Origin of the sequence: Pseudomonas sp. Au-Pse12, from assembly GCF_021341665.1 — a bacterium.
Taxonomy (GTDB): Bacteria; Pseudomonadota; Gammaproteobacteria; order Pseudomonadales; family Pseudomonadaceae; genus Aquipseudomonas.
This window is the reverse complement of sequence record NZ_JAJTTH010000011.1, coordinates 199800-212248: the sequence shown is the minus strand read 5'-3', so window position 1 is coordinate 212248 and position 12449 is coordinate 199800. Positions and strand designations below refer to the sequence as shown.

Below are 12449 nucleotides of genomic sequence, written 5' to 3'. Positions count from 1 at the left end.
ATTCGACCTGGGCCCGCTAGACCCAATCCTCAACTCGCAAGCCGGGAACCCGTTCAAACTCCCGCAAATTGTTGGTGATCAATGTCAGCCCCAGAGCGCGAGCATGCCCCGCTATCAGTTGATCGTATGGGCCTATCTGCTGGCCCTTTCGCGCCAGCTCGGCATGCAATTGACCGCTATGGACGGCGGCGGCATCGTCATAATCAAGCACCTGCAACCGCGCCACAAAACTCTCGACGCGGTTGAGGTTCTTCTCCGGAATGGCAGATTTTTCCGCACCATAAATCAGCTCCATCAAGGTGATGGAGCTGATGCACAAACGCCCCTGATGACGACTGAATGCCTCACGAACCTGCTCAGGTTTGTTCTTTATGGTGAAGATGCAGATATTGGTATCCAACATGTACTTGAGCATCAGAACTCCTCACGTACCTGCTCGGCGGGCTGGTCCCGCTCATTCATGAAGTCAGCGCTTACACGGTCGTCCTCATCGAACCAACTGTCCCAGGACTCCCCTGCCGGGGTAATGATTCGGGTGCGGCCAATCGCGACGATGTCTACCCGTGTGACATCATCCGGCAGCGCCACAGCCTTAGGCATGCGAATGGCCTGGCTGCGATTACTTTTGAACACAGAACCGGTTTCCATGGAGTCACCTCTTGAATAGGCCAAAGGTGCAACCAGTCTAGCGAGAGCAAGGGATATGTCAAAGGTATATCCCCTTCAGGGCTGGCGCGCTCAGCCATGCAAGAAAAATGGCACTCAAGCCAAGATGACCACTCGAAGTCATGGCGGACTTCATCGACAGAACAGGGATCACCATGCTCGAACACCTCGACCTCAACGCCCTGATCGCCGCCTACGGCTACTGGGTGATCTTCATCGGTTGCCTGCTGGAAGGCGAAACCGTGTTGATCCTCGGCGGCATGGCCGCGCACCAGGGCAGCCTGCAATGGCCGCAAGTGATCGGCTGGGCCACCCTCGGCGGAATCCTCGGCGATCAGTTGCTGTTCTGGACCGGCCGTTACTCCGGGGCGCGCCTGCTGCCCAGGCTCAGGCATCATCAGGCGGCCATCGAACGGGTCCAGGGGCTGATCCAGCGCTACCCCTCGACTGCGGTGTTCGCCGTGCGCTTTCTCTATGGCATGCGCCTGGTCGGCCCGATGGTGATCGGTGCCAGCGGCCTGGCACCCTGGCGCTTCGCCCTGCTCAACGTGCTGGGCGCGGCGGTCTGGGCCATCTTGTTCGTCAGCGCCGGCTACTGGGCCGGCGAAGCCCTGGAGCACTTCCTCGGTGACCTGAAGCCCTATCGCCTGCCGATCCTCCTCGGGGTCCTGGCGCTGATGGCCTTGGCGGCGCTGGTGCGGCACCTGCGCAACCGCCGCAAGGCGCAGCAGAAATGAGCTAAAGGCCGCAACACATCGGGAATTTTCATACTGACCCGGCGACTTTATTTCGTTTGTCCCAAGCCCCCGGCCCCGGCTTAGATAACGGCTCGTTTCCGGCATCCAGAGCCCGCATCCATGAGCCACGAGAACATCAGCCGTTCGATTTCCACCGTCCACCCGATCTGCCTCAGCCACGGGCGCAACGCCGAAGTCTGGGACACCGAGGGCAAACGCTACATCGACTTCGTCGGCGGTATCGGCGTGCTCAACCTTGGGCACTGCCATCCCCGTATCGTCGCGGCCATCCAACAGCAGGCCACCCAACTCACCCACTACGCCTTCAACGCCGCGCAGCACGAACCCTACATCGAGTTCATGCAGCGCCTGGCGGACTTTATCCCGGTGCGTTACCCGGTCAGCGGCATGCTCACCAACAGCGGCGCCGAGGCTGCGGAAAATGCCCTGAAGATCGTGCGCGGGGCCACTGGACGCAGCGCGGTCATCGCCTTCGACGGCGGCTTTCACGGGCGCACCCTGGCCACTCTCAACCTCAATGGCAAGGTGGCGCCCTACAAGCAGAAAGTCGGGGTGCTGCCGGGGCCTGTGTATCACCTGCCCTACCCCAGCGCCGACAACGGTGTCACCGGCGACGAAGCCCTGAAGGCCATGCAGCGTCTGTTCAGTGTGGAAATCGATGTCAGCGAAGTGGCCTGCTTCATCCTTGAACCGGTGCAGGGCGAAGGCGGCTTCCTGGCCCTGGACGCCAGCTTCGCCCGGGCGTTGCGCAGCTTCTGTGACGAACATGGCATTTTGCTGATCGCCGATGAAATCCAGTCCGGCTTCGGCCGCACCGGGCAGCGCTTTGCCTTCTCTGCCCTGGGCATCGAGCCGGACCTGATTCTGCTGGGCAAGAGCATTGGCGGCGGGGTTCCGCTGGGGGCCGTGGTGGGGCGCAAGGAGTTGCTCGACGTATTGCCCAAGGGCGGCCTGGGCGGCACCTATTCGGGCAACCCGATTGCCTGTGCGGCGGCGCTCGCGACCCTGGAGGAAATGACCGACGAACATCTGCAAACCTGGGGCGAGCGCCAGGAGCAGGCGATTGTGCAACGTTATGCAGACTGGCGAGCCCAAGGCTTGAGCCCGTATCTGGGACGCTTGACCGGTGTCGGCGCGATGCGTGGTATCGAGCTGGTCAACACCCATGGCGAACCGGCGCCGGAGCACCTGAGCACCCTGCTCGGCAGCGCCCGGGAGGCCGGCTTGCTGCTGATGCCCAGCGGCAAATCGCGGCACATCATTCGCCTGCTGGCGCCCTTGACCACCGAGCCTGAAATCTTCGAGGAGGGCCTGGATATTCTCCAGGAGTGCCTGGCGCGCCTGTGACTCCCGGCGCGCCTCAGGGCGAGGCTAGAACAGGTAGCCCATGTAGGTGGCAATGCCGCCACCGGCCTGTGGTCCGACGTTCATGCCCGCCATGACCACGGCGCCCTTGGCCGAACGCAGCAGCTGCTCGTTGACCTTGATCGAAGCCATCATGGTCGCCGGGTTGCTTCCCAAAACGACGGCCAGGGCCAGTAGCTTGGGGTCCAGGCCGAACAGCAGGGCCGTGGCCGAACCGCCCACCACCAGTCCGCCACCGACTTCGGTATAGAAGCAAGGCCCGGTGATGTCGTCCTCGGTCAAGTCCCGGCTGCGAAGGGCATCGCTGACAAAGACCTTGCCGGTGCTGGGAAAAGCCTCCGCCGCACCGGCACCACTGACGCTCTTGCCCTTGACCTGGATATTGACCTTGCCAAAACGCGGCAGGCGCCCACCAAAGCCGGCGCCCACCCCCAGACCGCCGTAGCGATAGCTGACGTCCTTGCCCTGGGGCGAACGCAGGGTGATCGATCCACCACCACCGGCCACGAGGGCGATGGTCAGGCCGCCGCCGCTGGCGGTCTGGTACAGCCATTTACTTTCGTTGACCGGAATCGGAATGCTGAGGTTCATGGGGTCAAAGTCCTTTTGCTCTTTGTGTGGCTCGTCCGCGCTGGCTGATGACACCCACCAGGCCGGCCAGGGTAAATACCAAACCGATCAGGCCCAGCACACCGGGAGTGCCCCAGAGTGCCGCGGGGTCATCGATGACCGCGCTATTGGCCGGCCGCTCGGGTTGGTAGTACACCCGCACCGGCTGATCCTTCTGGTAACCGAAGATAAAGCCGCCTTGGGGGTAGGAAATTTTCTCACCGCTGCCGGTGGTAAAAGCAATCTCGGGGTGCGAACCACCGGCATTCAAATCGCTGACGACACCGTCGGCGGTCTGGGCACTGGCGATGAATTCGCGACGTTCAAGGGTGAGGTTACCGGCGATGACCAACAGGCCGATGCCGATCAGAACAAACAGCAGCCCCTGCAGGATCTTGCCGAGGCGTGACGGGGTGGAGTTAGCCATGGGCTGTCTCGATATTCGTCCGTGAAAGAGGGAGGCCACGATAGCAAGAAACCTCCGACCAAAAAAACCGCTACCGCGCGGCAAGCGCAATCTGGCAGCGGCGTTCAGGCGCCCGGGCCAGGCGGGTGAGCGCCTATTGCCGACGCTTACAAACCGAATACCCGACGGGCATTGCCCTGGAGGAATTTGTCCGCAATGGCTGACGGAAGTTCCAGGGCATGTACCTGTTCCAGGCATTTTTTCAGTGATAGCTGGGGGAAGTTGCTGCCGAACAGCACCTTGTCCTGGCCGTAAGTGCGCATGAAATGCAGCAACTGCGGGGGGTAATAGGCCGGCAGGTAGGCGGAGGTATCGATGTGGATGTTGTCGTGCTTCCAGGCCAGGCCAATCATCTCGTCGGTCCAGGGATGCCCGATGTGCCCGCCAACGATCACCAGTTCGGGAAAATCCAGGGCCACCTCGTCCAGGTAAGGCACGGGCCGCCCGGTTTCCGACGGCATCAGCGGCCCGGTATGACCAACCTGGGTACAAAAGGGAATACCCAACTCGATGCACTTCACATACAGCGGGTAATAAAGGCGGTGATTGGGTGGCAGCTTCCACAACCAGGGCACGATGCGCAGAGCCTTGCAGCCCAGTTCCTTGACGGCCCGCTCCAACTCGGCCACCGCCGCCATGGGCCGGCTCAGGTCCACCGTGGCCACGCCGACGAAACGTTCGGGAAAGGCCCGGGTATAAGCCGCAATCTCATCGTTGCTGAACACCCAGCCCTCGGGCCGGCACCAGGCCGACAGCATGAGTTTCTCCACACCTGCCTGGTCCATCAGTTCCACGGTGTGTTCAATGCTCAGGGCCTGGTCCAGCCAATGCGCGGACCCGGACTTCTCGAACAACCGCGCGACTTCCGGTAACAGCGCCCGGGCACGGCCGTTGGCCGGTTGTGCCCAGGCATCGATGGCTCCCGATTTCAAGGTCATTGGGTGGTCCTCCCTTATGTCTTCAAGATCGAAAGCACAGGCTAGATCCGGACCTTGCCGCCAACAATGTCCGCAGCGCTCATCAGGCTTGACCCATGTGTTCAAGCCATGGATAAAGCTTTCCCCTTCCCGCCCCCTCGCAAGGACGCTCCATGACCGATCAAACCATCCCCGAACAATGGCCCCCCGTCGGCTGCCCGCCCCTGGCCTGGCCGGAGCTGCCCGATCAGGCCGCGCGGCTGAGCTGGTACCTGGTGGTCATCGGCGCCTACGGCGCGCTCTGGGAAGGCCACGTCAACGAGCCGCAACTGACGCCGGTTGGCGAGGACACCTTGCTGGCCCTGGAACAGCGCCTGGGCTGCCGCCTGCCCCCTTCACTGCGTGACTATCACCAGCAACTGGGGGTGCTGTCCCTGGCGGAAATCCTCTGCAGCGTAGAGCCCGGAAACATCTGCATTCAGCCACTGCTGGAGGCCTACCCCGGCATCATCGATATCCCCGAGAGCGATCTGGACCTGGCGCTGGCACACCAGTTGATCGCTTTCGGCGACTACCTGGGCAACGGCAACCTGTTCTGCTTCCACCGGGAAAGCGGCGCGGTCTACTACTTCGACCACGACACAGGCACAGCGCTGACGCGCTTCTTCGACTCGCCCGAGGAGTACCTGGATGCGCTGATGCTGCTGTGCCTGGCGGAAGTGCATGACGACGATGACGGCGCCGAAGCACTGATCAGCCAGCGCTACGGCGAGGACCTGGTGCGCAAGTGGCGCTATTGACCCCGGTGCTTCATTTGCCTGCCCCGGCGCGTTGGCGCGCGCAGTAGCCGTCGCCATCCGGTTGCGACTGAAAATCGGTGCAGCCGCCCCCCATGAACGCCGCCAGCGCGGCAAAGGGCAGCAGGAGCATCACCTGCGCGATGCCCCGGGCCTGGGCATGCGGGTCCTCGACCTTGCGCAGAAAGTCGTGCTCATGGGCCGCCGTTTCGGTTTGCAGGGTGGCCCAGAGGGTGTAGCGAAAGGCTTGTGCTCCAGGCCCCTGGCCACCGACACGCCGACAGGCGTCCAGCGCCTGGATGGCATAGACCTCCCCCACCTGACGCAACGCTCCCGCCGGGCGGGCCTGACGGGCATTGAAGTCATCGATCAGAGTGGTGAGCTGCATCTGGTCCGCCTGCTGGGCCGCCTGGCAATCGCCCTCGGCAGGGAACTCTCGGCTGGTGCGGGCCAGCGTATCCAGCCAGTTCCGGTAGTCGGTGTAGAAACCGAACTGGCTGCCGTCCGGCAATTCCTGCTGATACAGCTTGATGGCCCCGACAAAGTGCTTGCCGGTGTCGGTCAGCCGCTGCACCTGTTCGCGGCTCAAGGGCTGATTGAGGGTGTAGCCATACACCTGCGGGCCCTCGACCGCCGGCCTGACCGGCGCCGTAGTACAAGCTCCCAACGATGAGAGGATGATCGTCAGGCTTAAAACACTGCACAGCATCCGTTGCATGACAGGCCCCAGGGCAGGTGGACGGCTCGTTGGCCAGGCGCGAGATTACGCCATTTCCCAGCCGCTGTTTCGGCCTGGCTTGCCGAAGCCTTAACCCAATCAGCAACAGGCATGCTGCCGCGACGCTGACGAGTGCCTGGTGCAGTCTCGACGGCCCCTCTGCCCGACTTGACGCGCCCGAAGCAGCGCTCCATTGTCCCCGGCCCTGCCCCTCGAACAAGGATGCTCCATGCTTCAGCGCGCCATGCTCTGCACCCTTCTGAGCGTTTTCGCCCTGCCCGCGTTCGCGGCGCCGGCCAAGGTCGAACGCCGTTGCGGCTGGTTCGAGAACCCGACACCGGCCAACGCCACCCTGACCGACCGCGACGGCGTCTGGGTAATTGCCAGCCAGGGCGGTTATCAGGCCGAAGGCGACTGGCCCACCTTCAACGACCAGCAATGGGTGCGCACCAACAACCACTACGGCTACGGCTGTGCCTGCGTCAGCGCCAGTGCTGATCCACAGACCCATCGCCTCGACCAGTTGCACAAGGCCAAGGCCCGCCCGCTGTCCGCCTGTCGCAGCGATCCCAGCCTGTATGAACCCTTGCGGGAGGAAGGCGAGATTCCGGTATTGCCCAAGGATTCGCCACGCTTCAAGGGCCAGGGATTCAGCCTGCAGTACCCCAAAGGCTGGAAGCTCAGCCAGGCGCAGAACTGCCTCACCCTGGACCACCCGAAAAAACGCCCCCAGGAGGAATACACCCTGCACCTGTGCCTGCGGCAGGGCAGCCTGGAACAGGCCGCCGAAGAGCTGTTTTTCTATCAGGAAAAGGGTGCCTGGATGCGCAGTGCCGGAAGGGATGCACCCAGCCCGGTGCAGGACATTTCAGGCCCCGGCTGGAAAGGATTACGGGCCTATCAGACCTGCGGCATCAGCGATGAGGAAACCGGCTTTCACGCCTATGGTGGCACCTGCCTGATGGCGTTGCTCGACAGTGGTCGGCGTCAGGTGGTGGCTGACAGCGTGGGGTTCTTCCAGGACTTCGCGACCCTGGACGCGATCCTGCACTCGGTCCGCTTCGACCCGGTGCCAACAGCGCAATAGAACCCGCGCTAAGGCACCGCCCGATACAGGGTTTGCAGGTGGGACAGGCGCAAGCCGCAATGCTCCAGGTTGCGCCGGCTTTGCGAGTTCACCAGGGCGGTGGCCGCCACGCTCCGGGCGCCGAGGGCGGCGGCCTGCTGTAAGCGATGGGCAATCAGGGCCCGGTGATAGCCCTGGCCCCGGGCGGCCCGGGTGGTAAAGGCGGTGCCCAGGTAGGCCACGCCGTTGTCGGCGATGAACAGTGCCGCCCCGGCCACTGCAACGCCCTGCTCGCGCAACAGGTACAAATGCCCACGCCCCTCATTGAGCAGGCCGCCGAAGGCCGCCTGATTGACCGGTCGGGCCGCCGCAGGTGTTTTGAAACTTTCACCGTGCAGCGCGCAGAACCCTTCCAGGGTCGAGGCCGTCACCGGCTCGATGTCCAGCGTCGAAGGCGGCGGCGCCAACTCGCCCACCGCAGCGAACAGCTGCCCGTGGGTCCAGCCCTTGAGGCGCTGCAACGGCTGCCCCTCAAGTTCCAGGGTGCTCGCCACCTTGGCCGATTCAGCGATCAAGGCGATCGCCGGGGCGTAGGTCGCGCAGGTCTGCAGCAGCTCGACAAGGCAGCGGGCCTGCTGCGCCCAGTCACCATGTACCCGGTTCATCATCGGGCTGGGATTGCCACCGACGACGAAGGCGCCACACCCCGGCTCGCCCTGCAGGCTGGCCCGATAGGGATTGCCCGGCAAGCTCGCCAGGCCCTGAACCCGGGCACGCAGGTATTGGGTTTCCGCATATTCAAGCGCCAGCGCACGGCTGCGATCCATGTCAGCGGCCCCCCACCGGGGTTTCACTGACCCAGGGCACCCGCACCTGCTCGGCGATGCTCGCCGCCTGCTGCTGCAATACCGGCAGTTTCGTCCGCCGTCCGAACACCCCGGTGAAATGCAGCAGCAGGCGCCCGGCAAACCCAAGGGTATCGCCACGCTTGCGCGGGATCAGGTGCAGGTGGGCATGGGGAATGTGCTGGTTGCTGGCGCGGCCGTCGTTGACCAACAGGTGGCTGCCTTCAACGCCGTAGCCGGCACGCCGTTGCGCGGCCAGCAGGCCATCGAAGACCAGATACAAGTGATGGCGGACAAACCCGGGCAATTGTTCGAGCTTCTCTACGTGCTGCTGCGGAATCAGCAGCACATGGCCTTCACCCAGCGGGTGCACGTCCATGAAGGCCATGCAGTGTTCATCGCGGTACACCAAGGCGGCGGGCAAGGTGCCCGCGGCAATCTGGCAGAAAATGCAATTCATCCCTGAATCCTCAAGTGGCAAGGTGCGCCCTTGCGGGCGCCGCCAATGTAACCCACCTGGATCCTCAAAAGCGCGTCCTGGCGCAGGCTCAGGCTCGGTCCAGCGCCAGATAGGCGCCGGCATCGACCTCGATCATCAGTGGCTGGCGGGTGTCCTTCAGGGTCTGCAACAGGTCTTGCAACTGCGCCGGGGAGTCGGCGCGGTAGTGCGGCACATGGAAGCTCTGGGCCATGGCCTGGAAGTCCGGGGTGAGGATGTCCACTCCCAGCGGCTCAATGTCCCGGGCCTGCATGTAGTCGCGGATCTCGCCATAGCACTGGTTGTTCCACACCAGCAGGATCACGCCGATCTGCGCTTCCTTGGCCGCGATCAACTCGCCGCTGGTGAACTGCAAGCCACCGTCGCCCACCAGCGCCACCACCGGACGCTCCGGCCGCGCCAGCTTGGCGCCCATGGCCGCCGGCAAACCGTAACCCAGGGTGCCGTAGCCACTGCCGGCGTTGAACCAGCTGGCCGGCGCCGGGGCCTGATAGCCACTGGCGCCCTGATACACCGGCTGGGTCGAGTCGCCCACCAGAATCGGCGCATCAAGGTTGTCCCGCAGCAAGTCGAGCAAGCCTTGCAGGCCTTGTTGCTTGGGCGACCAGCCGGCGCGTTCGGCCTGGTTCACCCGTTGCACGCTGTCCAGTGCCCAGCGCCCGCGGGAGTTGCCTGGGGTGACCTTGCCCAGCAAGGCCTGCAAACCTTCCAAAGCATCGCCAACCAGACCGACATGGGCCCGTTGCACGCCCATGACCTGCATCGGGTCGATGTCCAGGCGAATCAGCGAACCCTTGAAACGCAGGGGCCCGAGGCCAAAGAAGTCGTAGTCGGTTTCCCCCAGCTCGGTGCCCACGGCGAGCACCACATCCGCCTCGTCGATCAGGGCCCGGCCATGGGTCGACGATTGCACGCCGTCGAGCAGCAACGGGTGACCACAAGGCAGCAAGCCACGGGCATTGGTGGTCAGGGCCACCGGCGCTTGCAGACGCTCGGCCAGTTGACGCAGCACCTCGGCGCACCCCCGGGCTCCACCGCCGGCAAGAATCAGCGGGCGGTGAGCGCTATTGAGCAAGGCCACCGCCGCTTCGATCGAAGCCCCGGCAGGCGCCGGCGCACCGGGCAGGCTGCGAGGCATGAGGTTGAGATCGGTGGCGGGCATGTCCAGCACATCCAGGGGAATCTCGATATGCACCGGTCGCGGCCGCGCGCACTTGAACACGGCAAAGGCCCGGGCCAGCAGCTCCGGCAGTTCCGCTGGCGATTGCAGGGTGTGGCTGAAGGCACAGACTCCGGCGACCATCGCGCGCTGATCCGGCAACTCATGCAGGTGGCCATGACCCAGGCGCAGGTGCTCGCGACGGTTGACCGTGGAAATCACCAGCATCGGCACCGAATCGGCGTAGGCCTGGCCCATGGCAGTGAGGATGTTGGTCATCCCCGGGCCGGTGATGATGAAGCACACCCCGGGCTTGCCGCTGGCCCGGGCATAACCGTCGGCCATGAACCCGGCGCCCTGTTCGTGCCGCGGGCTGACGTGGCGCAAGCGGCTGCCGTGCAGGCCGCGATAGAGCTCGACGGTGTGCACGCCGGGAATCCCGAACACCGTGTCCACGCCATAACCTTCCAGCAAACGAACCAGGGACTGCGCACAGGTGGTCATCGACTACTTCCTCTTGTTCTTATGTGCGGGCGACACCCTGCGCCCGGCTGATGTCGAGGGACATTAGTCGCTGTACCCAAGGGCCAACAATCGAAAAAAATCGCCGCGATTGCTCAATAAAATTCACGCTTTGCCATTGCGCCGGGGCTCCGGATGCAAGCGGGTGATGCCCTGCAACTGCGACTTGACCCACTCACTGAAGGCCAGCACCACCGGGCGCTCGGCCTTGAGCAGATCGGCCACCAGGTAGTAGCCGCGGTTGGACTCGATCTCGGTGCCGAAGGGCTGCACCAGTTGCCCCCTGGCCAGCGCCTCGCCGCTGATCAGGTTGTCGCCCATGGCAATACCCTGGCCGGCGATGCAGGCCGACTGCACGAAGTGCGCGTCGGCGAACACGATGCCCCGGCGCACATCGACATTCGGCGCGCCGGCCGCCGCCAACCAGACCCGCCAGTCGGAGTAGTCGATCATGTGCAGCAGCAGGGCGTGGTCCAGGCCATCCAGGGTCTTCAGGCCCCCCATGGCATTCACCAGGCTCGGGCTGCACACCGGGAAATAGCGCAGGGAGACGATCTTCTGCACATGCTGGTTGGGCCAGTCGCCCATGCCGTAGGCGACGAACAGGTCAACGCTGCTGTCGCTGGTATCGCCCGGGGTACGCGGTGATACCAGCTGCAATTCGACCTGGGGATACAGCGCCTGGAACTCGGCGATATGGGTGCACAGCCAATAGGTGGCGAACCCCGGCGGGCTGCTGATGCACAGCCGTCCGCTGACCTGCTGGCCGTCTGAGCGCTGGCCGGCCTCGAGGATATTGGCCAGCAGCAGGTGGATGTCACGGGCATAACGCTCGCCCTGGTAGGTGATGCGGATGCTGCGCCCCTGGCGTTCGGTCAGGGCAAAACCCAGGGTCTGTTCCAGGCTCTTGATCTGGTGACTGATGGCGCTGGGGGTCAGGTTCAGCTCATTGGCGGCTTCGGCGACGCTGCCCAGGCGGGCCACCGCGTCCAGCGCGCGCAGGGCGGTCATGGAGGGATAACGCATACCGATCAGGCCTCGACTGCAAGAAAACGAGTGCCAGCACCATAGCTGCAATCGCGGTCCGGCAATAGCCTTGTTCGTCGCTGAAAAAATCCCCGACTGCTGAAAAAAATTACCGCATCCGGCTAAAAATGCTCGATTGACCCCAGGCCATCGATGGCTAATTCTCCAGCCCTACCCTGTGCCGGGCACTGCCCGGCCATCGCACAATAACAAGAGGGTCGACCCTTGCAATCGCAGCCCAACTCCGTCAATCCCGTGGTGGCGATCGATGACCTGCACAAGAGCTACGCCGATCACCACGTGCTCAAGGGCATTGCCCTGCGCGCCAATGAAGGTGAAGTGGTGTCGCTGATCGGCTCCAGCGGCTCGGGCAAAAGCACCCTGCTGCGCTGCATCAACCTGCTGGAGATTCCCTGCAGCGGCAGCCTGCGCATCAACGGCGAAGAAGTGCGTATCAGGACCGACCGCGCCGGCAACCCGCAGGTCGCCGACCCGGCTCAGGTGGCACGCTTGCGCACGCAATTGAGCATGGTGTTCCAGAGCTTCAACCTGTGGCCCCATCGCAGCGTGCTGGAAAACGTCATCGAGGCACCGGTGTATGTCCTCGGTGAAGACCGCAAGGACGCCATCGCCCACGCCGAACACCTGCTGGAAAAGGTCGGCCTGGCCAACAAGCGCGACGCCTTCCCGTCCTTTCTCTCCGGCGGCCAGCAACAACGCGTGGCCATCGCCCGGGCCCTGGCCATGCGCCCCCAGGTACTGCTGATGGACGAACCGACCTCGGCCCTGGACCCGGAACTGGTGGGCGAAGTGCTCAAGGTCATCCAGGGCATCGCCGAGGAAGGCCGCACCATGATCCTGGTGACCCATGAAATGGCCTTCGCCCGGGATGTGTCGAGCAAGGTGATGTTCCTTCACCAGGGGCTGGTGGAAGAGGAAGGCCCGCCGCAGCAAGTGTTCCTCAACCCGGTCAGCGAACGCTGCCGGCAATTCGTCATGGCTCAGGAAAACCGCGTCTGACGTCCCGCTTCAATCC

15 protein-coding genes are annotated in these 12449 nt (G+C 63.9%); 5 read left to right on the top strand and 10 right to left on the bottom strand.

Annotated features, from left to right (window positions below; all coding sequences use genetic code 11):
• Positions 1–16 precede the first annotated feature (16 nt).
• The gene (gene vapC, locus LXM55_RS27015; protein WP_233323188.1) at positions 17–415 is read right to left on the bottom strand and encodes a type II toxin-antitoxin system tRNA(fMet)-specific endonuclease VapC; all 399 of its coding nucleotides are present in this window, start codon (positions 413–415) and stop codon (positions 17–19) included.
• Positions 415–648: a type II toxin-antitoxin system VapB family antitoxin gene (vapB, locus tag LXM55_RS27010; RefSeq protein WP_102860368.1), complete on the bottom strand. Its 234-nt coding sequence runs from the start codon at positions 646–648 to the stop codon at positions 415–417. Before vapB ends, vapC begins: the two co-directional genes overlap by 1 nt.
• Positions 649–821: 173 nt before the next feature.
• Here vapB and LXM55_RS27005 point away from each other — a divergent pair, with 173 nt between their 5' ends.
• Both LXM55_RS27005 and LXM55_RS27000 read left to right on the top strand, forming a co-directional pair.
• The gene (locus LXM55_RS27005; protein ID WP_233323187.1) at positions 822–1403 is read left to right on the top strand and encodes a DedA family protein; all 582 of its coding nucleotides are present in this window, start codon (positions 822–824) and stop codon (positions 1401–1403) included.
• A 120-nt stretch (positions 1404–1523) separates the two neighbouring features.
• Positions 1524–2771: a 2-aminoadipate transaminase gene (locus LXM55_RS27000; RefSeq protein ID WP_233323186.1), complete on the top strand. Its 1248-nt coding sequence runs from the start codon at positions 1524–1526 to the stop codon at positions 2769–2771.
• A 24-nt stretch (positions 2772–2795) separates the two neighbouring features.
• Here LXM55_RS27000 and LXM55_RS26995 read toward each other — a convergent pair whose 3' ends face one another.
• From LXM55_RS26995 to LXM55_RS26985, 3 genes are all read right to left on the bottom strand, one after another.
• Complete coding sequence (locus LXM55_RS26995; protein WP_102860366.1) at positions 2796–3380, bottom strand: hypothetical protein; 585 nt, start codon at positions 3378–3380, stop codon at positions 2796–2798.
• 4 nt (positions 3381–3384) lie between these two features.
• Positions 3385–3825 (bottom strand): DUF3592 domain-containing protein, encoded by a 441-nt coding sequence (locus tag LXM55_RS26990; protein ID WP_233323185.1) that lies wholly within the window; start codon positions 3823–3825, stop codon positions 3385–3387.
• A 146-nt stretch (positions 3826–3971) separates the two neighbouring features.
• Positions 3972–4802, bottom strand: a complete 831-nt coding sequence (locus tag LXM55_RS26985; protein WP_233323184.1) for an amidohydrolase family protein — start codon at positions 4800–4802, stop codon at positions 3972–3974.
• Positions 4803–4954: 152 nt separating this feature from the next.
• Between LXM55_RS26985 and LXM55_RS26980 the strand changes: the two genes are divergently transcribed.
• Positions 4955–5581, top strand: a complete 627-nt coding sequence (locus LXM55_RS26980) for an SMI1/KNR4 family protein (protein ID WP_233323183.1) — start codon at positions 4955–4957, stop codon at positions 5579–5581.
• 10 nt (positions 5582–5591) lie between these two features.
• On the opposite strand, the gene LXM55_RS26975 is transcribed toward LXM55_RS26980, so the two are convergent.
• Entirely contained in the window at positions 5592–6296 is a 705-nt protein-coding gene (locus LXM55_RS26975) for a hypothetical protein (protein WP_233323182.1), read from the bottom strand.
• A 229-nt stretch (positions 6297–6525) separates the two neighbouring features.
• Here LXM55_RS26975 and LXM55_RS26970 point away from each other — a divergent pair, with 229 nt between their 5' ends.
• On the top strand, positions 6526–7383 hold the full coding sequence (locus LXM55_RS26970; protein ID WP_233323181.1) for a DUF4087 domain-containing protein: 858 nt from the start codon (positions 6526–6528) through the stop codon (positions 7381–7383).
• A gap of 8 nt (positions 7384–7391) precedes the next feature.
• Here LXM55_RS26970 and LXM55_RS26965 read toward each other — a convergent pair whose 3' ends face one another.
• From LXM55_RS26965 to LXM55_RS26950, 4 genes are all read right to left on the bottom strand, one after another.
• The gene (locus LXM55_RS26965; protein ID WP_233323180.1) at positions 7392–8189 is read right to left on the bottom strand and encodes a GNAT family N-acetyltransferase; all 798 of its coding nucleotides are present in this window, start codon (positions 8187–8189) and stop codon (positions 7392–7394) included.
• 1 nt (position 8190) lies between these two features.
• A complete protein-coding gene (locus LXM55_RS26960) occupies positions 8191–8667 on the bottom strand; it encodes an HIT family protein (protein ID WP_233323179.1) in 477 nt (158 codons plus the stop codon).
• Between the two features lie 88 nt (positions 8668–8755).
• Positions 8756–10369: a 5-guanidino-2-oxopentanoate decarboxylase gene (locus tag LXM55_RS26955; RefSeq protein ID WP_233323178.1), complete on the bottom strand. Its 1614-nt coding sequence runs from the start codon at positions 10367–10369 to the stop codon at positions 8756–8758.
• A gap of 123 nt (positions 10370–10492) precedes the next feature.
• Positions 10493–11413, bottom strand: a complete 921-nt coding sequence (locus tag LXM55_RS26950) for a LysR substrate-binding domain-containing protein (protein ID WP_053159989.1) — start codon at positions 11411–11413, stop codon at positions 10493–10495.
• A gap of 225 nt (positions 11414–11638) precedes the next feature.
• Here LXM55_RS26950 and LXM55_RS26945 point away from each other — a divergent pair, with 225 nt between their 5' ends.
• Positions 11639–12433 carry an ABC transporter ATP-binding protein gene (locus tag LXM55_RS26945; protein WP_267924590.1) on the top strand — a complete coding sequence of 265 codons (795 nt, stop codon included), beginning with the start codon at positions 11639–11641 and terminating at the stop codon, positions 12431–12433.
• Positions 12434–12449: the final 16 nt, after the last annotated feature.

Coding starts and splice junctions, on each gene's coding strand:
- LXM55_RS27000 (WP_233323186.1), top strand. CDS start 1,524: ATGAGCCACGAGAACATCAGCCGTTCGATTTCCACCGTCCACCCGATC.
- LXM55_RS26950 (WP_053159989.1), bottom strand. CDS start 11,413: ATGCGTTATCCCTCCATGACCGCCCTGCGCGCGCTGGACGCGGTGGCC.
- LXM55_RS26970 (WP_233323181.1), top strand. CDS start 6,526: ATGCTTCAGCGCGCCATGCTCTGCACCCTTCTGAGCGTTTTCGCCCTG.
- LXM55_RS26985 (WP_233323184.1), bottom strand. CDS start 4,802: ATGACCTTGAAATCGGGAGCCATCGATGCCTGGGCACAACCGGCCAAC.
- LXM55_RS26975 (WP_233323182.1), bottom strand. CDS start 6,296: ATGCAACGGATGCTGTGCAGTGTTTTAAGCCTGACGATCATCCTCTCA.
- LXM55_RS26995 (WP_102860366.1), bottom strand. CDS start 3,380: ATGAACCTCAGCATTCCGATTCCGGTCAACGAAAGTAAATGGCTGTAC.
- LXM55_RS26960 (WP_233323179.1), bottom strand. CDS start 8,667: ATGAATTGCATTTTCTGCCAGATTGCCGCGGGCACCTTGCCCGCCGCC.
- LXM55_RS26955 (WP_233323178.1), bottom strand. CDS start 10,369: ATGACCACCTGTGCGCAGTCCCTGGTTCGTTTGCTGGAAGGTTATGGC.
- LXM55_RS27005 (WP_233323187.1), top strand. CDS start 822: ATGCTCGAACACCTCGACCTCAACGCCCTGATCGCCGCCTACGGCTAC.
- LXM55_RS26990 (WP_233323185.1), bottom strand. CDS start 3,825: ATGGCTAACTCCACCCCGTCACGCCTCGGCAAGATCCTGCAGGGGCTG.
- LXM55_RS26980 (WP_233323183.1), top strand. CDS start 4,955: ATGACCGATCAAACCATCCCCGAACAATGGCCCCCCGTCGGCTGCCCG.
- vapC (WP_233323188.1), bottom strand. CDS start 415: ATGCTCAAGTACATGTTGGATACCAATATCTGCATCTTCACCATAAAG.
- LXM55_RS26965 (WP_233323180.1), bottom strand. CDS start 8,189: ATGGATCGCAGCCGTGCGCTGGCGCTTGAATATGCGGAAACCCAATAC.
- vapB (WP_102860368.1), bottom strand. CDS start 648: ATGGAAACCGGTTCTGTGTTCAAAAGTAATCGCAGCCAGGCCATTCGC.